Annotated in this window: 23 protein-coding genes, 1 pseudogene and 1 riboswitch; of the genes and pseudogenes, 19 read left to right on the top strand and 5 right to left on the bottom strand. The window is 70.9% G+C overall.

Annotated elements, in window-relative coordinates; all coding sequences use genetic code 11:
• The first annotated feature begins 30 nt into the window (after positions 1–30).
• The 9 genes and pseudogenes from gmk (at position 31) to LPA41_RS21355 (ending at position 9,475) form a co-directional block, all read left to right on the top strand.
• On the top strand, positions 31–630 hold the full coding sequence (gmk, locus tag LPA41_RS21390; protein ID WP_229072436.1) for a guanylate kinase: 600 nt from the start codon (positions 31–33) through the stop codon (positions 628–630).
• Positions 631–644: 14 nt separating this feature from the next.
• Positions 645–908 carry a DNA-directed RNA polymerase subunit omega gene (gene rpoZ, locus LPA41_RS21385; protein ID WP_014446315.1) on the top strand — a complete coding sequence of 88 codons (264 nt, stop codon included), beginning with the start codon at positions 645–647 and terminating at the stop codon, positions 906–908.
• 87 nt (positions 909–995) lie between these two features.
• Positions 996–2,213: a bifunctional phosphopantothenoylcysteine decarboxylase/phosphopantothenate--cysteine ligase CoaBC gene (gene coaBC, locus LPA41_RS21380; RefSeq protein ID WP_229072435.1), complete on the top strand. Its 1,218-nt coding sequence runs from the start codon at positions 996–998 to the stop codon at positions 2,211–2,213.
• Between the two features lie 45 nt (positions 2,214–2,258).
• Positions 2,259–3,449, top strand: a complete 1,191-nt coding sequence (gene metK / locus LPA41_RS21375; protein WP_229072434.1) for a methionine adenosyltransferase — start codon at positions 2,259–2,261, stop codon at positions 3,447–3,449.
• Positions 3,450–3,718: 269 nt separating this feature from the next.
• Positions 3,719–4,063 (top strand): annotated as a pseudogene (locus LPA41_RS43315) (primosomal protein N'); the annotation flags it as partial.
• A gap of 327 nt (positions 4,064–4,390) precedes the next feature.
• Positions 4,391–6,406 (top strand): primosomal protein N', encoded by a 2,016-nt coding sequence (locus LPA41_RS21370; protein WP_374238193.1) that lies wholly within the window; start codon positions 4,391–4,393, stop codon positions 6,404–6,406.
• A 113-nt stretch (positions 6,407–6,519) separates the two neighbouring features.
• Complete coding sequence (gene def / locus LPA41_RS21365) at positions 6,520–7,077, top strand: peptide deformylase (protein WP_229072432.1); 558 nt, start codon at positions 6,520–6,522, stop codon at positions 7,075–7,077.
• 5 nt (positions 7,078–7,082) lie between these two features.
• Positions 7,083–8,009 carry a methionyl-tRNA formyltransferase gene (gene fmt / locus LPA41_RS21360; protein ID WP_229072542.1) on the top strand — a complete coding sequence of 309 codons (927 nt, stop codon included), beginning with the start codon at positions 7,083–7,085 and terminating at the stop codon, positions 8,007–8,009.
• Positions 8,006–9,475 carry an RsmB/NOP family class I SAM-dependent RNA methyltransferase gene (locus LPA41_RS21355; RefSeq protein WP_229072431.1) on the top strand — a complete coding sequence of 490 codons (1,470 nt, stop codon included), beginning with the start codon at positions 8,006–8,008 and terminating at the stop codon, positions 9,473–9,475. The genes fmt and LPA41_RS21355 overlap by 4 nt, the downstream gene beginning before the upstream one ends.
• Positions 9,476–9,565: 90 nt before the next feature.
• Here LPA41_RS21355 and LPA41_RS21350 read toward each other — a convergent pair whose 3' ends face one another.
• Entirely contained in the window at positions 9,566–10,813 is a 1,248-nt protein-coding gene (locus LPA41_RS21350; RefSeq protein WP_229072430.1) for an acyltransferase, read from the bottom strand.
• A gap of 103 nt (positions 10,814–10,916) precedes the next feature.
• On the opposite strand from LPA41_RS21350, the gene rpe reads away from it, so the two are divergent.
• A complete protein-coding gene (rpe, locus tag LPA41_RS21345) occupies positions 10,917–11,594 on the top strand; it encodes a ribulose-phosphate 3-epimerase (protein ID WP_229072429.1) in 678 nt (225 codons plus the stop codon).
• Between the two features lie 70 nt (positions 11,595–11,664).
• On the top strand, positions 11,665–12,660 hold the full coding sequence (locus LPA41_RS21340) for a response regulator (protein WP_229072428.1): 996 nt from the start codon (positions 11,665–11,667) through the stop codon (positions 12,658–12,660).
• A gap of 22 nt (positions 12,661–12,682) precedes the next feature.
• Here the strand turns inward: LPA41_RS21340 and LPA41_RS21335 are convergent, their stop codons facing one another.
• Positions 12,683–14,026, bottom strand: coding sequence for an acyltransferase (locus LPA41_RS21335; protein WP_229072427.1), 1,344 nt, complete (start codon positions 14,024–14,026; stop codon positions 12,683–12,685).
• 152 nt (positions 14,027–14,178) lie between these two features.
• A riboswitch (FMN riboswitch) is annotated at positions 14,179–14,354 on the top strand.
• Positions 14,355–14,487: 133 nt separating this feature from the next.
• Here LPA41_RS21335 and ribD point away from each other — a divergent pair.
• The 4 genes from ribD to ribH are packed head-to-tail and all read left to right on the top strand — an operon-like array spanning position 14,488 to position 17,905.
• Positions 14,488–15,564, top strand: coding sequence for a bifunctional diaminohydroxyphosphoribosylaminopyrimidine deaminase/5-amino-6-(5-phosphoribosylamino)uracil reductase RibD (gene ribD, locus LPA41_RS21330; protein WP_229072426.1), 1,077 nt, complete (start codon positions 14,488–14,490; stop codon positions 15,562–15,564).
• 11 nt (positions 15,565–15,575) lie between these two features.
• Entirely contained in the window at positions 15,576–16,175 is a 600-nt protein-coding gene (locus tag LPA41_RS21325) for a riboflavin synthase (protein WP_229072425.1), read from the top strand.
• Entirely contained in the window at positions 16,168–17,376 is a 1,209-nt protein-coding gene (locus tag LPA41_RS21320) for a bifunctional 3,4-dihydroxy-2-butanone-4-phosphate synthase/GTP cyclohydrolase II (RefSeq protein WP_229072424.1), read from the top strand. The genes LPA41_RS21325 and LPA41_RS21320 overlap by 8 nt, the downstream gene beginning before the upstream one ends.
• 52 nt (positions 17,377–17,428) lie before the next feature.
• The gene (gene ribH / locus LPA41_RS21315; RefSeq protein WP_229072423.1) at positions 17,429–17,905 is read left to right on the top strand and encodes a 6,7-dimethyl-8-ribityllumazine synthase; all 477 of its coding nucleotides are present in this window, start codon (positions 17,429–17,431) and stop codon (positions 17,903–17,905) included.
• A 3-nt stretch (positions 17,906–17,908) separates the two neighbouring features.
• Here the strand turns inward: ribH and LPA41_RS21310 are convergent, their stop codons facing one another.
• The 3 genes from LPA41_RS21310 to LPA41_RS21300 are packed head-to-tail and all read right to left on the bottom strand — an operon-like array spanning position 17,909 to position 20,376.
• Positions 17,909–18,649: an amino acid ABC transporter ATP-binding protein gene (locus LPA41_RS21310; protein ID WP_308036589.1), complete on the bottom strand. Its 741-nt coding sequence runs from the start codon at positions 18,647–18,649 to the stop codon at positions 17,909–17,911.
• Position 18,650: 1 nt separating this feature from the next.
• Positions 18,651–19,490, bottom strand: a complete 840-nt coding sequence (locus LPA41_RS21305; protein ID WP_229072422.1) for an amino acid ABC transporter permease — start codon at positions 19,488–19,490, stop codon at positions 18,651–18,653.
• A gap of 13 nt (positions 19,491–19,503) precedes the next feature.
• Positions 19,504–20,376, bottom strand: coding sequence for an ABC transporter substrate-binding protein (locus LPA41_RS21300; RefSeq protein WP_229072421.1), 873 nt, complete (start codon positions 20,374–20,376; stop codon positions 19,504–19,506).
• 73 nt (positions 20,377–20,449) lie between these two features.
• Here LPA41_RS21300 and LPA41_RS21295 point away from each other — a divergent pair, with 73 nt between their 5' ends.
• From LPA41_RS21295 to infC, 4 genes are all read left to right on the top strand, one after another.
• Positions 20,450–20,719 carry a phosphoribosyl-ATP diphosphatase gene (locus LPA41_RS21295; RefSeq protein WP_229072420.1) on the top strand — a complete coding sequence of 90 codons (270 nt, stop codon included), beginning with the start codon at positions 20,450–20,452 and terminating at the stop codon, positions 20,717–20,719.
• A 44-nt stretch (positions 20,720–20,763) separates the two neighbouring features.
• Complete coding sequence (hisG, locus tag LPA41_RS21290; protein ID WP_229072419.1) at positions 20,764–21,606, top strand: ATP phosphoribosyltransferase; 843 nt, start codon at positions 20,764–20,766, stop codon at positions 21,604–21,606.
• The gene (locus tag LPA41_RS21285) at positions 21,606–22,052 is read left to right on the top strand and encodes a PH domain-containing protein (RefSeq protein WP_229072418.1); all 447 of its coding nucleotides are present in this window, start codon (positions 21,606–21,608) and stop codon (positions 22,050–22,052) included. Before hisG ends, LPA41_RS21285 begins: the two co-directional genes overlap by 1 nt.
• A 348-nt stretch (positions 22,053–22,400) precedes the next feature.
• Positions 22,401–23,000 (top strand): translation initiation factor IF-3, encoded by a 600-nt coding sequence (gene infC / locus LPA41_RS21280; RefSeq protein WP_229072417.1) that lies wholly within the window; start codon positions 22,401–22,403, stop codon positions 22,998–23,000.
• The last annotated feature ends 39 nt before the right edge of the window (positions 23,001–23,039 follow it).

Here is a 23,039-nt window from a genome sequence, read left to right as displayed (position 1 = left end):
CATCGGCTCGTGTAGTAATGAGCCGTGAGCATGGATGACGACGCGCGCCCGGCAGCCCGCCTCACTGTTCTTTCCGGCCCCTCAGGGGTCGGAAAGGACAGTGTGATCGAGCTGATCCGGGCGCGCTCGCCTTGGATCAGGTTGTCCGTTTCGGTCACGACCCGAAAGAAACGGGACTACGAGACCGACGGCGAGCATTATCACTTCGTGAACCGCACCGAGTTCCAGCGCCTGATCGACGGTGATCAGCTGCTGGAGTGGGCGGAGTTCGCGGGCAACCTCTACGGCACGCCCCGGGCGCAGGTCGAGGGCTGGCTCCAGCAGGGCCGGCCCGTTCTGTTGAAGATCGACCTGCAGGGCGCCCGGCAGGTCCGTGCCGCGATGCCGGAGGCCCAGCTGGTCTTCCTGGCTCCACCGAGTGTCGATGAGCTCCAGCGCCGCCTGATCGGCCGGGGCACCGACGACGCCGAGACGATCAAGCGCCGGCTGGCCCACGCGGACGAGGAACTGGCCGCCGAGGCCGAGTTCGACGTCACCGTGGTGAACGACTTCGTCGAGCGCGCCGCCGATGAGCTGGTAGGATTGCTCGGTTCATCGAGCTTAGCGTCCGCTCAAGTCCTCGAGCATTAAGGAAGCAGACACAAGTGGGAACCATCGCGAACCCCGAAGGCATCACCAACCCGCCGATCGACGAGCTGCTGGACAAGACCTCGTCGAAGTACTCGCTGGTGATCTTCGCGGCCAAGCGCGCCCGCCAGGTCAACGCGTACTACAGCCAGCTCGGCGAGGGCCTCCTGGAATACGTCGGCCCGCTGGTCGAGACCACCCCCCAGGAGAAGCCGCTCTCCATCGCGATGCGGGAGATCAACGCCGGCCTGCTGACGGCCGAGCCCACCGACAACCCGTAATCCGCCGATCCACCATGATGATCCCGCGTCCCGCATCTTGGGCGCGGGATCGCTTGCTTTGACCAACCGCTCTGACGAGGTGCGTGCGTGACCGAGGTCGTCCTGGGTGTCTGCGGTGGCATCGCCGCTTACAAGGCGTGTGAGCTGCTGCGCCTGTTCACCGAGTCGGGGCACGGCGTGCGCGTGGTGCCGACCGCGGCCGCGCTCAAGTTCGTCGGCGAGCCGACCTGGGCCGCGCTCTCCGGCCGGCCGGTCGCCACCGAGGTCTTCGACGACGCGCACGAGGTGCCGCACGTGCGGATCGGCCGGGCCGCCGAACTCGTCGTGGTCGCGCCGGCCACCGCGGACATCCTGGCCAAGGCGGCCCACGGCATCGCCGACGACCTGCTCACCAACACGCTGCTCACGGCGACCTGCCCGATCGTCTACGCGCCGGCCATGCACACCGAGATGTGGGAGAACCCGGCCACCCGGGCGAACGTGGCGACCCTCCGCGAGCGCGGGGCGATCGTGATCGAGCCGGCGGTCGGGCGGCTCACCGGCAAGGACACCGGGAAGGGGCGGCTGCCGGATCCCGCGGCGATCTTCGAGTACGCGTTGCGCGTACACCGCCGGGGTCCTGACCTTGATCTTGCCGGGCGGCACCTGGTGGTCACCGCCGGTGGGACGCGCGAGCCGCTGGACCCGGTCCGTTTCCTCGGCAACCGCAGCTCCGGCAAGCAGGGGTACGCGCTGGCCCGCGCCGCGCTGGCCCGTGGCGCCCAGGTGACCCTCGTGTCGGCGAACGTGTCGCTGCCCGACCCGGCCGGCGCCGACCTCGTGCGGGTCGGCACCACCGAGGAGCTGCGCAAGGCGACCGTCGAGGCGTTCGCGGCGGCGGACGCGGTGGTGATGGCGGCGGCGCCGGCCGACTTCCGGCCCGAGACGGTCGCGGCCCAGAAGATCAAGAAGAGCGACGGCGGTACGCCGGACCCGATCACCCTGACCACGAACCCGGACATCGCCGCCGAACTGGGTGCGGCGAAGCGTCCCGGGCAGATCCTCGTCGCCTTCGCCGCGGAAACCCACGACGCGCTGGAGCACGCACGCGCGAAACTGGTGAAGAAACGCGCCGACCTGATCGTCGTTAACGAGGTGGGCCCGGAACTGGTGTTCGGGCAGGACCGGAACACGGTCACCCTGCTGGGCGCCGACGGATCGACCGCGATCTTCGGGGAACTCCCCAAAGATGATGTGGCGGATATGATTTTGGACCACGTGGTGGCACGCCTGGACGCCCAGGTCGGTCACGCTCGGCGCGGCTGACTAGACTTCCGCGTTACGTTGTATTCGACAAATCTGAGGAGCACCGTGGCACGCCGCCTGTTCACCTCCGAGTCGGTCACGGAAGGCCACCCGGACAAGATCGCTGACCAGATCAGCGACGGCATTCTCGACGCCCTGCTCGAGCAGGATCCGCGCAGTCGCGTCGCGGTGGAGACCCTGATCACGACCGGCCAGGTGCACGTTGCCGGTGAGGTCACCACGCAGGCCTACGCGGACATCCCGAAAATCGTTCGGGACACCATTCTGGGCATCGGGTACGACTCGTCGAAGAAGGGTTTCGACGGCGCGTCGTGCGGCGTGAGTGTCTCGATCGGCTCGCAGTCGCCGGACATCGCGCAGGGTGTGGACAGCGCCATCGAGCTGCGGTCCGGCGACAGCGAGCACGTGCTGGACGCGCAGGGCGCCGGCGACCAGGGCATGATGTTCGGGTTCGCGTGCTCGGAGACGCCGGAGCTGATGCCGCTGCCGATCGCGCTGGCGCACCGGCTGGCGCGGCGGCTGTCCGTCGCGCGCAAGGACGGCACGATCCCCTACCTGCGGCCGGACGGCAAGACGCAGGTCACCATCGAGTACGACGGGCTGCGCCCGGTGCGGCTGGACACCGTCGTGGTGTCGTCGCAGCACGCCGCCGACATCTCGCTGGAGTCGCTGCTGACGCCGGACATCCGGGAGCACGTGATCGCCCCGGAGCTGGAGAACCTGGGCCTGGACACCGAAGGCTACCGGCTGCTGGTGAACCCGACCGGCCGCTTCGAGATCGGCGGCCCGATGGGTGACGCCGGCCTGACCGGCCGCAAGATCATCGTCGACACCTACGGTGGCTACGCCCGCCACGGCGGTGGCGCGTTCTCCGGCAAGGACCCGTCGAAGGTGGACCGGTCCGCGGCGTACGCGATGCGCTGGGTCGCCAAGAACGTCGTCGCCGCCGGCCTGGCCGAGCGGTGCGAGACCCAGGTGGCGTACGCGATCGGCAAGGCCCACCCGGTGTCACTGTTCGTAGAGACGTTCGGCACCGAGAACGTGCCGGTCGAGAAGATCGAGAAGGCCATCAACGAGGTCTTCGACCTGCGTCCGGCCGCGATCATCCGCGACCTGGACCTGCTGCGCCCGATCTACCAGCAGACCGCGGCGTACGGCCACTTCGGCCGCGAACTGCCCGAACTGCGGTGGGAGAGCACCGACCGGGCGGCGGACCTGAAGAACGCCGCTTCCTGAGCTGGTTCGCAGGTGAAGGCCGGCACCCGGTGGGTGCCGGCCTTTCGCGTCCGGTCTCGCGTCCGGTCTCGGTGGCCGAGAGCCGCTGCGGTGGGTCCGCAGGGCGTTATTGATCTGCTAGCGATGCGAAATCGCGGTTTCAGCCCCTTGATCACAGCGATTTCGCATCGCTAGCAGATCAACTTCTGCGCGTTCAGTGCCGCGGGGTCGGCCCTCCTCTGGTCTGGGCGGCGGGGGAATGTCGGAGGGGCCGGGCAGAATGTTCGGCGATGGGGTTCAAGGGTGTGCGCAGCGAGCGGGAACCGGCCGAGAGGCTGCCGGTGGCCCGCGTCTGTGTCGACGTGCCGTTGCCACACCTCGACCGGGCGTTCGACTACCTGGTGGCGGCGTCCGACGACGAGGCGGCGCAGCCGGGGGTGCGGGTCAAGGTCCGATTCGCCGGGCAGCTGGTGAGCGGGTTCCTGCTGGAACGGGTGGAGTCGTCCGAGCACGCCGGAAAACTCGCCTACCTGGAGAAGATCGTCTCGCCCGAGCGGGTGCTCGACCCGGAAATCCTTCGACTGGCGCGGGCGGTGGCGCAGCGTTACGCGGGCAACCTGGCCGACGTCCTGCGGCTGGCGGTGCCGCCGCGGCACGCACGGGTCGAGGCCAAGGCCGCCGAGTCGGCTGCGGCTGCCGCTACTGCCACCTCCGAGGCTCCGGCCGCCCTCGCCGCTAGTGCTGCCCCCGGCGCTCCGGCCGTGACTGTTGCGCCTGTTGCTTCTGCCGCACGCGCGGTGGACGTTATCGCTCCTACCACCGCCGCTCCGGCTGCCGCCGCCGCTCCTACCGCTGCCGTCACTACGGCTGCTGCCGCCACTCCGGCCGTCGCGCAGCGGGAGGCCGAGACCGGCGAGGGCCCTCCAGCAGAGCCGGCGGCGCGGTCCGGTGCGGCTCCTGCGGTGGGGCTTCCTGCCTCGTTCGACGGCGCGGCTTTGGTCGCCCGTGATGCTGAGCTTGGCAGCGCGGCTTCCGTGAAGCTCGGTGAGTTGTCTGGCGGTGCGGCTTCCGCGGGGTTTGATGCGTTGTCTGGCGGCGCGGCTTCCGGGGGGCTTGGTGCGGCGACTGGCGGTGCGGGCTCGGTAGGGATTGATGCCGAGGATGCTGAGGACGGCGCTGCGGGTTCGGTGGGGCTTGGTGCGTCGTCTGGCGGTGCGGGTTCTGTGGGGCTTGATGTCGAGGACGGTGGCGCGGGTTCCGGGGGGCTTGATGTCGAGGACGGTGGCGCGGGTTCCGGGGGGCTTGCTGAGGCGGTTGCTGTGACACGGGACGCTGCGGCTGGTGACGCGGCTCGTGGGGAGGTTGACGGGGCGTCCGGGGCCGAGGCGTCGGGAAGAACGCTGCCGCCGCGGCAGGGGGTGGCTGCGGCGGGTGGCTGGGATTCGTATCCGACCGGGCCCGGCTATCTGCGGGCACTCGCGGAGGGGCGGCCGGCCCGGGCTGTCTGGTCGGCGCTGCCGGGGGAGGACTGGGCGACGCGGATCGCTGAGGCGGCGGCCGCTACCGTGCGTGGCGGGCGGGGTGTGGTCGTCGTGGTGGCCGACGCGCGGGATCTGGAGCGGGTGGACCGGGCGCTCGGCGCGGTGCTCGGGCCGGGGCTGCACGTCGCGCTGAACGCGGCCCTGGGGCCCGCCGAGCGGTACCGGCGATTCCTGGCGGCCAGCCGGCACCAGGTTCCGGTGGTGGCCGGGACCAGGGCCGCGATGTGGGCGCCGGTGCCGCGGCTGGGGCTCGTGGTGATCTGGGACGACGGGGACGACGTGCACGCCGAGCCGCGGGCGCCGTACCCGCATGCCCGCGAGGTGCTGCTCACCCGGGCGCAGCTGGCCGACTGCGCGGTGCTGGCGGGCGGGTTCGCGCGCACCGGTGAGGCGCAGTTGCTGCTCGAGACCGGCTGGGCCAAGGAGATCGTCGCGGATCGGGGGACGCTGCGGCGGCGGTCGCCGGCGATCATGCCGACCGGGGATGATCCGCAGTTGGCGCGCGATCCGGGTGCGGTGAGTGCGCGGTTGCCCAGCCTTGCCTGGCAGACGGCGCGGCAGGCGTTGCAGGCCGCGGCGCCGGTGCTCGTGCAGGTGCCGCGGCGGGGGTACCTGCCGGCGGTGGCGTGTGCCGAGTGCCGCACCCCGGCGCGGTGCCCGCACTGTTCCGGGCCGCTCGGCCTGCCGGGGGCGCGGGACGTGCCGGTCTGTCATTGGTGCGGGCGCGCTTCGGCGGCGTACGCGTGCCCGGCCTGCGGCGAACGCCGCCTGCGCGCCTCGGTGACCGGGGCCCGGCGCACCGCCGAGGAGCTGGGCCGGGCCTTCCCGGGTGTGCCGGTGCGCACGTCGGGGCGGGACGAGGTGCTGTCCACGGTGCCCGCCGAGGCGTCCGTGGTGGTCTCGACGCCGGGGGCGGAACCGGTGGCCGACGGCGGTGGCTACGGCGCGGTGCTGTTGCTGGACACGTGGGCGCTGCTGAGCCGGTCGGATCTGCGGGCCGCCGAGGAGACGATGCGCCGCTGGTTGAACGCGGCGGCGCTGGCCCGGCCGGCGGGGGCCGGCGGCAAGGTGATCGTGGTGGCGGACGGTTCGCTGGCGCCGGTGCAGGCGTTGTTGCGCTGGGATCCGGGCTGGTTCGCGGCCCGGGAGCTGGCGGAGCGCCGGGAGCTGGGGTTCCCGCCGGCGGCCCGGATGGCGAGCGTCACCGGGACCGCGGCGGCGGTGGCGGACCTGCTCGGGCAGACGCGGCTGCCGGACGGCGCGGAGGTGCTGGGGCCGGTGCCGGCGGCCGAGGACCAGGAGCGCATGCTGCTGCGGGTGTCCCGGTCGCGGGCCGGTGACCTGGCCCGGGCGCTGCACGAGGCGGCCGCGATGCGCAGCGCCCGCAAGGCCGCGCAGCCGGTGCGCATCCAGGTCGATCCGGCCGACCTGTTCTGATCGCGGGGCGGCCGGGACGAAGCCGCGGGGCGGTCGGGGACGACGGGTGGGGTGGCGCGGGGCGAAACGTAGACTGGGTGGGTGCAAGCCACCACAGTCAGGAGTTCCGCCGCGTGACCGTCCAGCAAATCCGTCTTTTCGGCGATCCGGTCCTGCGCACCGAGGCCGATCCCGTCGTCGACTTCGACAAGGAACTGCGCAACCTGGTCAAGGATCTGGTCGAGACCATGCAGGACGAGGGTGGCGCCGGCCTGGCCGCCCCGCAGCTCGGTGTCGGTCTGCGGGTCTTCACGTTCGACGTCGACGACGTGGTCGGTCACATCGTGAACCCGGTGCTCTCCTTCCCGGACGAGGAGGAGCAGGACGGCCCGGAGGGCTGCCTCTCCATCCCGGGGATCTACGTCGACACCAAGCGCCGGCAGAACGTGGTCGCGAACGGCTTCAACGAGTACGGCGATCCCATCCAGCTGGTCGGCACGGGTCTGATGGCCCGATGCGTGCAGCACGAGACCGACCACCTCGACGGCGTGCTCTTCCTGGACCGGCTGGACGCCGCCGCCCGCAAGGACGCGATGCGGCAGATCCGGTCCGCCGAGTGGTACGACGCCGCCAAGCCGCCCACCATCAAGGAGAGCCCGCACGGCCGGGGCATCTTCGGGCTGGGCCGGTGACCGGAATGCGCCTGGTCTTCGCCGGCACGCCCGAGGTGGCGGTGCCGAGTCTGGAGGCGATCGCCGCTTCCGGGCACGACCTGGTCGCCGTCGTGACACGTCCGGACGCCCCCGCCGGCCGCGGCCGCCGGCTGGTCCGGTCCCCGGTGGGTGCCTGGGCCGACGAGCGCGGCATCGAGGTGCTGACGCCGGAGAAGCCGCGGGACCCCGAGTTCCAGGAGCGGCTGCGGCAGATCGCGCCGGACTGTGTGCCCGTGGTGGCGTACGGCGCCCTCGTCCCGCCGTCCGCGCTGGAGATCCCGGCGCGCGGCTGGTTGAACCTGCACTTCTCGCTGCTGCCGGCCTGGCGGGGTGCCGCCCCGGTGCAGCACGCCGTCCTGCACGGCGACTCGGTGACCGGCGCCAGCGTCTTCGAGCTGGAGGCGGGGCTGGACACCGGCCCGGTCTACGGCACGCTCACCGAGCAGATCCGCTTCAACGACACGTCCGGCGACCTGCTGGGTCGTCTCGCCACCGAGGGCGCGGGCCTGCTGGTGGCGGTCCTCGACGCGATCGAGGCGGGCACCGCGCGGGCGCATCCGCAGCCGCACGACGGTGTCTCGTTCGCACCGAAACTGACCGCCGACGACGCCCGGATCCGCTGGGACGACCCGGCGTTCGCGGTGGACCGGCGGATCCGTGCCTGCACCCCGGCGCCCGGCGCGTGGACGACGCTGCGCGGTGACCGGCTGAAGCTGGGCCCGGTGCGGCCGGTGGCGAACGTCCCGTCGTTGCCGCCGGGTGAGCTGCTGGTGGAGCGTTCGCAGGTGCTGGTCGGCACCGCGACCACCCCGGTGATCCTCGGTGAGGTGCGGGCGGCAGGCAAGAAGCCCATGGCGGCCACGGATTGGGCGCGTGGGACACGAATTCAGGCAGGGGAGAAACTGGCGTGACGGAACATCGGGCCTCGCGGCCGCACGGCGGGCGGCCGATCCGGCCGGCCGGTCCGGGGTACGGCCGGGACGAGCGGAGCGGCCGCGCGCCGCGGGCCGGTCGTCCGCCGTCGGATCCGGCGCGGCAGGCGGCGTACGAGGCGATCGCCGCGGTGCACCGCGACGACGCGTACGCGAACCTGGTCCTCTCCGAGATCCTCGGCGGGATGGGGCTGCACGGGCGGGACGCGGCGTTCGCGACGGAGTTGACCTACGGGACGCTCCGCGCGCTCGGCACCCTCGACCTGATCATCGCGGATGCGGCCGGCCGGGATGTCGCCCGGATCGACCCGCCGGCCCGGGACGCGCTGCGCCTCGGCGTTTATCAGCTGCTCTACACCCGGGTGCCGCCGCACGCCGCGGTGAACCAGACCGTCGACCTGGTGCGTTCGGTGGCGCCGGGTGCGGCCGGTTTCGCCAACGCGGTGATGCGGACGGTCTCGGAGACCCCGCTCGACGCGTGGCTGGAGAAGGTCGCACCGGATTACGCGGCCGACCCGATCGCCAACCTGTCGGTCATGCACCACCACCCGCAGTGGATCATCCGGTCGTTCGCCGAGTCGCTCGGTGGCGACCTGGAGGACACGGCCCGCCTGCTGATCGAGGACAACCAGCCGCCGGCCGTGCACCTGTGTGCCCGTCCGGGCCGGGCCGACGCGGTCGACCTGGCCGACGAGGTGGGCGGGGTTCCGGGTGCGTTCTCGCCGTACGCGGTGTACCTGAACGGCGGCGCCCCGCGCGACCTGGCCGCGATCCGGGAGGGTCGCGCCCACGTCCAGGACGAGGGTTCCCAGCTGGTGGCCGCCGCGCTGCTGGCGGCGCCGCTCGAGGGCCGGGACACCCGCTGGCTGGACCTGTGTGCCGGCCCGGGTGGCAAGACGGGTCTGCTCGGTGCGATCGCCACCGGCCGGGGTGCCGAGGTGACCGCGGTGGAGGTGGCCGAGCACCGGGCCCGCCTGGTGGATCAGGCCACCGAGGGGATGCCGGTGACGGTGCTGCCGGTGGACGGCCGGTCGGTGGGCCGTGACCCGGACCTGCCGGAGGAGTCGTTCGACCGGGTGCTGGTGGATGCGCCGTGCACCGGGCTGGGTTCGCTGCGCCGCCGGCCGGAGTCGCGCTGGCGCCGCCAGCCGGCGGATCTGCCCCCGCTGACGAAACTGCAGCGGGAGCTGCTGGTGGCGGCGCTGCGGGCGGTACGGCCGGGCGGCGTGGTCGCCTACGTGACGTGTTCCCCGCACATGGTGGAGACGCAGGTGACGGTCAGCGAGGGCGCCCGCCGCAGCGGTGTCGAGGTGGACTTCGTGGATGCCCGCCCGCTGCTGCCGCCGGGGATGCCGGGTCTGGGTGCCGGGCCGACGGTGCAGTTGTGGCCGCACCGGCACGGCACGGACGCCATGTTCCTGGCAGTCCTGCGCCGCACCAGCTGATCCGGGACTGATACCGGGACGGCCTGAACAAGGCTGGGACGACGAGAGGCCGGGCCCGCGACGGGCCCGGCCTCTTCGTTCGTGACGGGGTCAGTTGCCGCCGCTGCGGCTGACCCCCGGAATCACCAGGGTGTCGGCCGCGGACGGCTCCCGCTGGGCGGGCGCCGGATGCCCAGCCGGCGTGTCAGCGGGCGGTGAGGCGGGCGCCGGAGCAGCCGGCGGGCCGGCGGGCCGGCCGAACCGGTCGTCCCGGCCGAGCGACGCCGCCGCCTCGTCCAGTTTGCGCTTCATGACCCGGGCCAGCGGTTTCTCGATCAGCCGGTGCAGCAGGTATGCCGCCAGCAGCATGATCACGATGGCCGCGCCGAGCATCACCAGCGGCGGGCCGAACCCGCGGATCCCGTAGATCACGGTCCAGCCGACGTTCTCGTGCAGCAGGTAGAACGGGTACGTCAGGACGCCCGCCGTGGTCAGCCAGCGCCACCGGATCCGGGACGTGTACCCGAGCGCGACGAGCGTCAGCACCGCGAAGAAGACCGTGACCAGGGCGGCGCCGACGAGCGGGGACATGTCGACGTCGTACCGGTTGTTGTAGTGCCGCAGCAGGCGGTCGGCCCAGTACTGCGACAGCACGAACGAGAGCCCGAGCAGGCCCCACAGGAGCAGGTCGGGCCCGAACCGGTGGATCAGGTACAGGGCGATGCCGGCGACGAAGAACGACGCGTACCCGGGCTGGAGGAACGTCTTGAGCAGCGGGACGCCGGAGTTCTGCGCGAGCATGGCGGCGATCAGCCACCCGTACCCGAAGATGATCGCTCTTTTCAGGGTGAGCCCGCGCCAGACGACGAACGCGAAGAGCAGGTAGAAGAGCCCTTCGTTCCAGAGCGTCCAGTAGACCGCGTCCACGTGTGCGGCGCCGACCGCCTCCTGCATCATCGAGAAGTTGATCACGACGTCGTTCCAGCGCTTGTGCTCGCGGACCACCGGCCAGAGGAAGAGCACCACCGTGGTGATCACGATGGCGGCCCAGTACGCCGGGAAGAGCCGGGTCACGCGGGAGCGGAAGAACGCGCCGGGGGAGCGGCCCCAGCTGCTCATGCAGATCACGAACCCGCTGATCATGAAGAACAGTTCGACGCCGAGCCAGCCGTACTGCCCGATCTTGTGCAGGTGGGGGAAGGCCGTCTCGCGGGTGATGCCCCAGGCGTCCCGGACGCCCGGCGCATAACCGGTGTAGTGGTACAGCGCGACGAAGAGCGCGGCGATCAGGCGCAGCCCGTCCAGGGCCGCGAGTCGGCCGCCGGCGGAGGGGCGCCGCCGGCCGGGAGCTTCGGTCATGGCGCGTAACGATACAGAGATCGCCGTCGTACACAGAACTGTCCCGGGCCGGTCTGGGGGCCGTCGCGCCAGGTGGCAGCCGGGAAGTCATACACTTTCAGCCGTGGAACAGTCGCCGATCATCGCGCCGAGCATCCTCGCCTCCGACTTCTCCCGGCTCGGGGAGGAGGTTCGTGCCATCGAGGGAGCGGCCGACTGGGTCCACGTCGATGTGATGGACAACCATTTCGTGCCGAACCTGACGCTGGGCCTGCCCGTGGTGCAGAGCCTGCGGAAGGCGACGAGCATCCCGTTCGACGTGCACCTCATGATCACGGACCCGCAGCGCTGGGCCCCGGCGTACGCGGAGGCCGGCGCCTACAACGTCACCTTCCACGCGGAGGCCTGCGACGACCCGGTGGCGCTCGCCAAGACGCTGCGGTCGGCCGGTGCCAAGGCCGGGCTGGCGATCGACCGGGACACCCCCGTCGAGCCGTACCTGGAGCTGCTGCCCTACCTGGACACCATCCTGATCATGACGATCAAGGCGGGCTTCGGCGGCCAGGCGTTCCTCCCGGAGATGCTGGACAAGGTCCGCGACGTGCGCCGCCGTGCCCGGGTCAACAACCTTCAGATCCGGCTCGAGGTGGACGGCGGCATCGCGGCGGACACCATCGAGCAGGCCGCCGAGGCGGGTGCCGACGCGTTCGTCGCCGGCACCGCGGTCTACGGCGCCGCCGACCCGGCCGAGGCGATCGCCAAGCTCCGCGGACTCGCCGCTCGCGCGATGGGGGTGGCGTGAGGGGCGGGCCAGGGCCCATCATCGGAACCGATACCGCTACTCCAGCCCCCGGCAGGCACAGGAAGGTGCGATGAGCGCGGCTGAGCCCGAGGTCGATCCGGAGCTGGACCCCGAGGAGGGTCCGGATCTCATCCTGGTGGTCGACGACGACCAGGACATCGCCAGCTTCGTCGAGTTCAACCTCAAGGTGCACGGCTTCGACGTGATCCGGGCCAGGGACGGCCAGGAGGCGCTCGAGATGATGGAGACGCACCGGCCGAACCTCGCGGTCGTCGACTGGATGATGCCGCGGATGGACGGTGTCGAACTGGTCCGCCGGCTGCGGGCCGAGCCGCTCACCTCCGCGCTGCCGGTGATCATGCTGACCGCCAAGAGCATGACCGTGGACAAGGTCGTCGGCCTGACCGCGGGCGCCGACGACTACCTGGTCAAACCGTTCGACACGGCCGAGTTGATGGCCCGCGTGATGACCACGCTGCGGCGCAACAAGGACGCCCGCGAGGTGTCGCCGCTGACCGGCCTGCCGGGGAACGCCCGGGTCCGCCGGGAGATCTCCGAGCGGATGCGGGTCGGCGGGGAGTACTCGGTCGGCTACATCGACATCGACCGGTTCAAGAGCGTCAACGACGTGTACGGGTTCGACCGCGGCGACGACTTCATCATCGCGCTCGCCCGCAGCCTGCAGCGGGCGAGCTCCAAGACCGGCCCGCCGTCGATCTTCATGGGGCACATCGGCGGCGACGACTTCGTCTTCATCTGCACGCCGGACCAGGTGCTGCCGCTCACCAAGCGCACGGTCACCGACTTCGAGGAGGCGGCCGACCGCCTCTACGAGCCGGAGGACGCCCGGCGTGGCTTCATCGAGGTGCCCGACCGGCGCGGCAACAAGCAGAAGGCGGCCCTGGTGACGCTCTCCATCGGGGTGGCGCAGGCGACCCTGGAGGGCCGCCGGTTCACCGATCCGCGGGTCGTGATCGCGGTCGCCTCGGAGATGAAGAAAGTGGCCAAGTCCCAGCCGGGGTCGTACGTGGCGATCGACCGCCGCCGCGGCGAGGACCCGGAGTGACCGACCGTCGCGCGGCGGCGGCTCAGTCCCGGATGGCCGGCAGCACCAGGGTGTCGCCGTCCATGCCGGGACGCTGATCCGGCACCGGCCCGGGCGACACCGGCCCGATCGGCGCGGGCGAGACCGGTGCGGGTGACACAGACGCCTGTGACATCGATACCTGTGCTGCGGGTGCCTGTGCTGCGGGTGCGTGTTCCGGGGATGCGGGCGCGACCGGCACCTCGGATCGCACGGCCGGTGTTTCGTCCGGGGCGTCGGGCGCGGTGCGGTACCGGCCGGGGATGCTGGCGGCCGCGGCGATCCGGGTGTTGAGCCACGCCGACAGCGGGCGCTCGACGAGCCGGTGCAGCAGGTAGGCGGCGACGAGCATGGTCGCCGTGGTGCCGCCCAGCACGACCCACCAGTGCAGGTGCTCGTGCAGGTGCTCGATGATCAGCCAGCCGATGTTCTCGTGCAGCAGGTAGAACGGGTAGGTCAGCAGGCCGGCCGTGGTCAGCCAGCGCCACTGGATCTTCGAGGTGTACCCGAGCGCGATGAGCGCCATCACGACGAAGAACAGCGTGATCAGGCCGACGCCGACGTGCTCGGACAGTTGCCGGTGCGCCTCGTTCTTCCCGACGTCCCTGAGCCGGCCGATGATGTGGTGCTGCGCCAGCAGGTACGAGAAGGCGACGAGTCCCCAGAGCACGATGTCCGAGCCGAACCGGTGGATCAGGTAGAAGGCGATGCCGGCCACGAACAGCGGCGCGTAGCTCGCCATCAGCATCGTGTTGATCAGCGGTTCTTCGAGCCGGACCAGCGTCACCGAGGCGATCAGCCAGGCGTAGCCGAAGACCACCGCCCGGCGCAGCGACAGCCCGAACCACACCAGGAACGCGAAGAGCAGGTAGAACCGGGCCTCGACCCAGAGCGTCCAGTAGACGCCCTCGACCGGCCCCGCCCCGAGCGGCCGCTGCATCATGGTCAGGTTGGTGAGGACCTCGTACCAGTCGCGCGCCTTGACGGCGGAGGAGTCCCAGATCTTCAGCACGACCGTGGTGATCAGCGCGGCGGCCCAGTAGGCCGGGAAGAGCCGGACGATCCGGGACCGGAAGAACGTGCCGGTGGTCTTGCCCCAGCAGCTCATGCAGATGACGAATCCGCTGATCATGAAGAACAGCTCGACGCCCATCCATCCGTAGACGGCGAACTCGTCGACGCCGGGAAACGCCTTGGTGTTGTCGACCCCCCAGATGATCTCCACGCTTTCGTCGCGGCCGGTGTAGTGCCACAGGGCGACGGTGAGCGCGGCGAGAATACGGAGGCCGTCGATCACGACGAGGCGAGGACGGGGCCCGGACCGGGTGGGCCCCGGCTTCGAAGTCATGGCGAGCCACGATACAGAACACGATCGGTTTTCACAGTTACGGGACGGTCTCGCCGCAGGCTCAGGACGCCGCCCGGTGGTCCGGATGTGAGGTAGCTCGCTGGCCGGGTGGCAAAATCGCCGGCGCGTGCAAGACTCGGGGGTGACCCACCACGCGCTGGCGGGACTCGGTGAAATTCCGAACCGGCGGTGATCCGGCACGCAAGTGCCCGGTAAGCCCGCGACCCGGACGTCGACCATCGACGGCCGGTGGACCTGGTGAGACTCCAGGGCCGACGGTTGATCAGGCGAAAGCCCGGTCAGACAGTCCGGATGGGAGACAGCGCGCGGGATCGGCGAGTCGTGCCCTCATGGCAGCGGCTCCGCCGGGGTGCGCGAAGCGTACCCTGGTTGTCCGATTCCTGGCGTTTCTCCCGCATCCTCGTCGCGCGTGACCGTGCCGCGCGAGAGGACAGGCTCCGATGGTGACCGAGGACGAGGCGATGCGCCGCGCGATCGCGCTGGCCGCCCGTGGTCTCGGCACGACAAGCCCCAACCCGGTCGTCGGCTGCGTGCTCCTGAGCCCGGACGGCGACGTGGTCGGTGAGGGTTTCCATGCCTACGCGGGCGGGCCGCACGCCGAGATCGTGGCGCTGGCGCAGGCCGGTGAGCTGGCCCGGGGCGGGACGTGCGTGGTCTCCCTGGAGCCGTGCAACCACACCGGCCGGACCGGCCCCTGCTCCCAGGCCCTGATCGGAGCGGGCGTGCGGCGGGTGGTGATCGGGGTCGACGACCCGAACCCGGTGGCCTCCGGTGGCGCGTCCGCCCTGCGTGCCGCCGGCATCGAGGTGGTGACGGGGCTGCGTCACGAGGAGGCCGAGGCCGGCAACATCGCCTGGCTGACCGCGGTGCGGCGGGGCCGGCCGTACGTGACGTGGAAGTTCGCCGCGACGCTCGACGGCCGCTCGGCCGCCGCCGACGGCACCAGCCAGTGGATCTCCTCGGCCGAGTCCCGGGCCGACGTGCACGTGCTGCGCAGCACCGTGGACGCGATCGTCGCGGGCGTCGGCACGGTGCTCGCCGACGACCCGCAGCTCACCGTGCGGGACCTGCGCGACGGCACGCTGGCGATCAAGCAGCCGCTGCGGGTGGTGGTCGACTCCGCCGGCCGTACCCCCGAGGACGCCCGGGTGCGCGACGCGGCCGCACCCACCTGGATCGTCACCGCGGCCGAGGCCGGAAGCGACCCGCAGGGGCGCGTCGATCTGAGCGCCATGCTCACCCAGCTCCACGCGCGCGGGGTGCGCAATGTGCTGCTGGAGGGCGGACCGACCCTGGCCGGGGCTTTTCTCGCGGCCGGACTGGTCGATCGGGTGATCGGATACATCGCACCCAAGCTGCTCGGCGACGGGCGGGCCGCCCTGGTCGACGCCGGGGTCGGCACCATCGCCGACGCCCTCGAACTGGAGCTCACCGAGATCACTCAGGTCGGCGGCGACCTGCGGTTCACCGCGCTGCCGCGTCAGAAGCCCGCCGAGCCGCCCCACTCCCAGCCATGAAAGGACTGCCCGTGTTCACCGGAATCGTCGAGGAACTGGGTGAGGTCGTGCGCCTCACCGGTGCGGAGAGCGACTCGGCGATCATCGCCGTACGCGGACCGCTCGTCACGTCGGACGCACGGCACGGCGACTCGATCGCGGTGAACGGCGTCTGCCTCACCGTGATCGACAACGAGGACGGCGTGTTCACCGCCGACGTGATGGGTGAGACCCTGCGCCGCTCGTCGCTCGGTGCGCTGGCCGTCGGCAGCCAGGTCAACCTGGAACGGGCCGCCGCGCTGAACAGCCGCCTCGGCGGCCACCTGGTGCAGGGCCACGTGGACGGCGTCGCGCGGATCATCGCCCGCGAACCGGCCGACCAGTGGGAGGTGGTGCGTTTCTCGCTCCCGTCCGGGCTGGCGAAATACGTGGTGGAGAAGGGTTCGATCACCGTCGACGGCGTCTCGCTGACCGTCATGGAGGTCGACGCGGACAGTTTCGCGGTCGGGATGATCCCGGCCACCTCGAAGCTGACGGTGCTGGGCAGCAAGGCCATCGGCGATCAGGTCAACCTGGAGGTCGACGTGATCGCGAAGTACGTCGAGAAGATGCTGGGGAGCCGGAATGTTTGAGAACATCGAGCGCGCGATCGCGGACATCGCGGCCGGCAAGGCGGTCATCGTCGTCGACGACGAGGACCGCGAGAACGAGGGTGACCTAATCTTCGCGGCCGAGCACGCCACGCCGGAGCTTGTCGCCTTCATGGTCCGGTACACGTCCGGGTACATCTGCGTGCCGCTGCCCGAGGACGAGGCGGACCGGCTGGACCTGCCGCCGATGTTCCGGACCAACCAGGACGCCCGCGGCACGGCGTACGCGGTGACCGTCGACGCCCGGCACGGCGTCAGCACCGGCATCTCGGCCGCCGACCGGGCGCACACGATCCGGCTGCTCGCCTCGGCGGAGACCCAGCCCGCGGACCTGTCCCGGCCCGGCCACGTGGTGCCGCTGCGGGCCCGGCCCGGTGGCGTGCTGCGCCGGCCCGGTCACACCGAGGCCTCGATCGACCTGGCCGTGCTGGCCGGCTGCCGGCCCGCCGGTGTGCTCTGCGAGATGGTCAACGACGACGGCACCATGCAGCGCCGGCCGGATTTGGAACGGTTCGCGGCCGAGCACCACCTCACGCTGATCACGATCGCCGAGCTGGTGGCCTACCTGAGCCTGCGTCAGGGCCGGCAGGTGGAGCGGGTGGTGGAGACCCGCCTGCCCACCGAGCACGGCGTGTTCACGGCGGTCGGTTACCGCACCGAGGCGGACAACGGCGAGCACGTGGCGCTGGTCTTCGGCGAGATCGGTGACGGCGAGGACGTGCTGGTCCGGGTGCACTCCGAGTGCCTGACCGGTGATGTCTTCGGCTCGCACCGCTGCGACTGCGGCCCGCAGCTGGACGCCGCCCTGGAACGGGTCGCGGCGGCCGGGCGGGGCGTGGTGCTCTACATGCGCGGTCACGAGGGCCGGGGCATCGGGCTGCTGCACAAGCTTCAGGCGTACCAGTTGCAGGACGGCGGGCTGGACACCGTCGACGCGAATCTGGAACTGGGGCTGCCGGCGGACGCCCGCGACTACGGCACCGGCGCGCAGATCCTCGCCGAGCTGGGGATCCGCTCGATGCGTCTGCTCACCAACAACCCGGCGAAGCGGGCCGGCCTGGAGGGCTACGGCCTGCGCGTGACCGGCCGCGAGGAGCTGCCGGTCCGGCTGCACCCGGAGAACGTGCACTACCTGCGGACCAAGCGGGACCGGATGGGACATCTCTTCGAGGCGTTGGGCTGATCTCTTCCCCGCCCACGGTGAACAATGTCAGGCAACAGAGGGGGACACACATATGGCCGGCTTCGGTGATCCGCACACGCAACCCGTCGACGCGGCCGGGCTGCGGCTCGGCATCGTCGGCTCCCGCTGGCACAACGACCTGGTCGACCACATGATCAACCGGGCCCGGGCGGCTGCCGAGGCCTGTGGCGTCACGGATGTGATCACGGTGCGGGTGGCCGGTTCGGTGGAGCTGCCGGTGGTGGCGCAGGCCCTCGCCCGCAAGTGCGACGCGGTGGTCGCCCTCGGCGTGGTGATCAAGGGGGAGACCCAGCACTTCGAGTACGTCTGTGACGCGGTCACGTCCGGCCTGACCCGGGTCGCCCTCGACGAGGGCACGCCGGTCGCGCACGGCGTGCTCACCGTGCAGAGCCTCGGGCAGGCCCGGGACCGGGCCGGCCTGGAGGACTCGATCGAGGACAAGGGCTGGCAGAGCACGGTGGCCGTGCTCGACGCAGCCCTCACCCTCCGCGAGGTCGGCAAGGCCTGACGGTCAGAGCCGTCCGGCCTCGATGATCCGCGCCAGGAACTGACGGGTACGCGCCTCGACGGGGTCGCCCAGCACCTGCTCGGGCGGCCCCGCTTCGAGCACCTTGCCGCCGTCGAGGAAGGCCACCCGGTCGGCGACCTGCTTGGCGAACCCCATCTCGTGGGTGGCCAGCACCATGGTCATGCCCTCGCCCTTGAGGTCTTTGATCATGGTGAGGACCTCGCCGACCAGCTCCGGGTCGAGCGCCGACGTGACCTCGTCGAGCAGCAGCAGCCGCGGGTTGTTCACCAGCGCCCGGACGATCGCGACCCGTTGCTGCTGGCCGCCGGAGAGCCGGTCCGGGTAGGCCCCGGCCTTCTCCGCCAGCCCCACCCGGGTCAGCCAGGTCATCGCCTGTTCCGTCGCCTCGGCTTTCGTGCGCCGATGCACCTGGATCGGCGCCAGCGTGATGTTGTCCAGCACCGTCATGTGCGGGAACAGGTTGTAGGACTGGAAGACCAGGCCGATCCGCTGGCGGATCCGGTCCGGGTCGGCCCGCGGGTCGGTGATCTCCGTACCGTCCAGCCGGATCTCGCCGTCGTCGATCTGCTCGAGCAGGTTCACGCAGCGCAGCAGCGTCGACTTGCCCGAGCCGGAGGCCCCGATCAGGGCGACCACCTCGTGTTCGGCGACGTCCAGGCTGAGACCGTCGAGGATCACGTGATCGCCGAACGTCTTGCGTACGTCCGTGCAGGAGAGCACCACGTCAGGACCCCGCGTTCTGGCGGCGGGCCGCGCGCAGGGTCACCCAGTCGGTGACCCCGATGAGCGGCAGGGCGAGAAGGACGAAGAGCACCCCGGCCACGATGTACGGGGTGAAGTTGGCGTCCTGGGCGACACCGATCTGGGCCGCGCGGATGGCGTCGATCGGTCCCGCCAGGGAGATCAGGCCGACGTCCTTCTGCAGGGCCACGGTGTCGTTGAGCAGGGGCGGGGCGACCCGGCGCACCGCCTGCGGCAGCACCACGTGGCGCATCGCCTGCCGGTAGCTGAGCCCGAGCGAGCGGGCCGCCGCGATCTGGCTCGGGTGCACCGACTCGATGCCGGCCCGGAACACCTCGGCCAGGTACGCGCCGTAGGTGATGATGATCGCGGCCGCGCCGAGGACGAGCACGTCCGGGGTTCCCTGCAGCCGCAGGCCGGGGATGCCGAAGGCGTACAGGTAGATCACGATGATCAGCGGCAGACCGCGGAACGAGTACGTGTAACCGGTCGCCAGCGCCCGCACCGGGAAGAAGACCGGGCCGCGCAGCGTGCGCAGGACCGCCACCACGAGGCCCAGGGCCAGTGCCAGCGTGGCGCAGACCACGAGCAGCCGCAGGTTGAGCCACAGTCCGGTGAGGATGTCGGGCAGGTACTCCCGGGCCGCGTCCAGGTCGAAGAACGAGGATTTGACCCGGTCCCAGCCGGGAGCGCCGGTGATCGCGACGGTGAGCAGGGTGCCGACCACGGCCGTGGAGAGGGCCGCGAGCAGTACGGAACGGATCGTCTGCCGTCTGCGGTAGGCGATCCGTTCCTGTTGCCTGGTGCTTGGTGCGTATGTCACAGGTGTGCGCCGGTCAGGAGAGCTCGGTGGCCCCGCCGGTGTCGGCCAGCCACGTCTTCTCCAGCACGGCGAGGGTGCCGTCCTGGCGGAGCTGGTCGACCGCCGTGCTGACGCAGCCGGTCAGCGCCGAGCCCTTGTCCAGCACGATGCCGAACTGCTCGGGGACGCCGACCTGGGGCAGCTGGCCGACGATGACGCCGTTCTCCAGCTCGGCCGAGGTCATGTAGAACGCGGTCGGCAGGTCCACCACGATGCCGTCGACGGTGCCGTTCTCCAGCGCCTTCTTGGCGTCGTCGTTGTTGTTGTAGACCGACGGCTGCTGGTCCGGCTTGATCACGTCGGTGACGGCCTGGTAGCTGGTGGTGCCGACCTGCGCGCCCAGCTTGGCGCCCTTGAGGTCGGCCAGCGACTTGGCGCCGGCGATCTTCGAGCCCTTGGTGGTGATCACCGTCTGCCGGACCAGGTAGTACGGCGAGGAGAAGTCGACGGCCTGCTTGCGTTCCTCGGTGATCGAGAACTGGTTGATGTCGATGTCGTACGCCTTCGGGCCGGGCGCGATGGCGTTGTTGAAGGTCACCGAGGTCCAGACCACGTTCGCGGCCGGGTAACCGAGCCGGTCGGCGACCGCGTACGCGACCGCGGACTCGTAGCCCTTCCCGTTGTCCGGCTTGTTGTCGCTGAACCATGGCTCGTACGCCGGGTTGTCGGTGCCGATCGTGAGCTTGCCCGGGGTCTTCGTGGCGAGGCCGCCCGGCGCGCAGCTCTGCGCGGAGGAGGACGGCGAGGTCGCAGTGGTGGATTCTTCCTCCACCGGGGAACAGGCGGTGACGGCGGCGAAGAGCATCGCGACGCCGCCGAGCGCAACGGGGGTGTATCGGCTGACCATGCCGGGCAGCTTAGAAGACGCCCCAACCACTGGGGGGCGTTCGTCGTCAAGACGTGATGAGCTGCCACAATCGTTGCTCGTGAAGACGTTCGAAGAACTGTTCGCCGAGTTGCAGCGCAAGGCGGCGGAACAGACCCCCGGCTCGGGCACCGTCGAGGCGCTCGAGCGCGGAGTCCACTTCATCGGCAAGAAGGTCGTCGAAGAGGCCGCCGAGTCGTGGATGGCCGCCGAGCACGAGGGGCCGGAGCGCGCCGCCGAGGAGATCTCGCAGCTGCTCTACCAGGCACAGGTGCTGATGATCGCTACCGGTCTCGAGCTCAAGGACGTCTACCGACATCTCTGACGCGCGTCCCTGACCCGTTGATCGAGATCGAAGGAGCACGTCCGATGCTGCGCATCGCCATTCCGAACAAGGGCACCCTCTCGGCACCCGCGTCCCAGATGCTGCGGGACGCGGGGTACCGCCAGCGCACCGACCCCAAAGACCTGATCTGCCGTGACGAAGCCAACAACGTCGAGTTCTTCTACCTGCGGCCCCGGGACATCGCCACCTACGTCGGCTCCGGTGACCTGGATCTCGGCATCACCGGCCGGGACCTGCTGATCGACTCCGGCGTGCCGGCGGCCGAGCTGCTCGACCTCAACTTCGGCGGCGCCACGTTCCGCTGGGCGGCGCCGGCGGGCACGCTCACCAGCGCGGACCAGATCGGCGGCCGGCGGATCGCCACGGCCTACCCCGGCGTGGTCGGCCGCTACCTGGCCGAGAACGAGCTCAAGGCGGACGTGGTACGTCTGGACGGCGCGGTGGAGAACGCGGTGCGCCTCGGCGTGGCCGACCTGATCGCCGACGTCGTCGAGACCGGTGCCACGCTGCGCCAGGCCGGCCTGGTCACGCTCGGCGAGCCGATCATGCGGTCCTCGGCGATCCTGATCGGGCGGGAGGCGGAGGCACCGGCGGGCGCGGCCCAGCTGCTGCGGCGCCTGCAGGGCGTGCTCGTCGCCCGCAACTTCGTGATGCTCGCCTACGACGTGCGCGCGGACCTGCTGGAGCAGGCGACCGGCCTGACACCGGGCATCGAGTCGCCGACCGTGTCGCCGCTGCACCGGGAGGGCTGGGTCGCCGTGGAGGCGATGGTGCAGCGCAGTGACGTGCACCGCATCATGGACGAGCTGTACGAGCTCGGCGCCCGCGCCATCCTGGTCACCGACATCGCGAATTGCAGGCTCTGATGACCGCAGTGATCTATCGGCCCAAGAAGATCCGGGTGGTCGCGATCCCGGTCGCGGTCTCCGTGGCGCTGCTCTTCACCGTGCTCAGTTTCGGGCTGACCGGCAGCGCCGGGTTCCAGAACCAGAACGCCACGTTCCAGCGCGGCGACCAGCTGGCGATGATCGGCCTGGGGATCCTGATCGGCCTCGGCGTGCTGGCGTTCTGCCGGCCCCGGGTGGTCGCCGACGAGCGGGGCATCCGGGTGCGCAACGTGATCGGCGGCTACGACCTGCCGTGGGAGGTCGTGCGCGCCGTCCGGTTCGACCGCAACTCGGCCTGGGCCCAGCTGGAGCTGCACGACGACGAGCAGGTCGCGGTGCACGCGTTGCAGGCGGTGGACAAGGACTACGCGGTGGAGGGCGTGCGTACCCTCCGGGCCCTGCATTCCGCTGCCGGCGGAGCCTGATAGACTTCACGGCAGTCGACCTCGCCCTGCACCCCGTCAGCTTGCTGGCGGCGGCACGGGGCGCGAAAGAGGAGCCCGCAGGTTCCCACCCGAGTCACTTCAGTGGCCGGGTCCGGTCACCCGGCCAGGGTTTCCCTGGCGCGGTGAGCGTCCTCCCGGACGCCGATGACCGGTCGAGCGGGCCCCGCATGTGCTCTTGCAGCACAGTCGGGGCCTTCTGCTTTCCCGGCGTCCCGCCACCCCGCGGGACACTCGGGGCCGACCGACATTGGCATCATCCGCGGCGCGGAAAGCGTTGCAGATGAGAGAACAACGTTCTGAGGAGGCCCCATCAGCGTCGAACCACGCGTGAACGAACAGATCCGGGCTCGAGAGGTCCGACTGGTCGGTCCGGAGGGTGAGCAGGTCGGCATCGTGCCGCTCGAGCGCGCTCTTCAACTGGCTGCGGATGTCGACCTGGACCTGGTCGAGGTTGCTCCGATGGCGCGGCCGCCGGTGTGCAAGCTCATGGACTTCGGCAAGTTCAAGTACGAGAGCGCACTCAAGGCTCGCGAAGCGCGGCGCAACCAGCAGCAGACCGTCATCAAGGAAATGAAGCTGCGGCCGAAGATCGACCCGCACGACTACGAGACCAAAAAGGGTCACGTGGTGCGGTTCCTCAAGGCGGGCGACAAGGTCAAGGTGACGATCATGTTCCGTGGTCGTGAGCAGAGCCGTCCCGAGCTGGGTTTCCGGCTCCTGCGCCGGCTCAGCGAGGAGATCTCGGAGCTCGGCTTCGTCGAGGCCAGCCCGAAGCAGGACGGCCGGAACATGATCATGGTGTTGGCCCCGCACCGGGCCACCAAGGTTGCAGCGGCCGCCACGGCCGCCGCCAGCGCGCGCCCGCCGCGGGAGCCGCGCGAGGGTGAGGCCGCCGAGGCTGCCCCGGCAGACAGCACCGCAGAGTAGTCAGCTTTTCCCCGTGTCCCCGGGCGCGGGGAAAGATCA

Source organism: Actinoplanes sp. DH11 (assembly GCF_020873875.1).
Lineage (GTDB): Bacteria > Actinomycetota > Actinomycetes > Mycobacteriales > Micromonosporaceae > Actinoplanes.
This window is presented reverse-complemented; position numbering and strand designations above follow the sequence as displayed.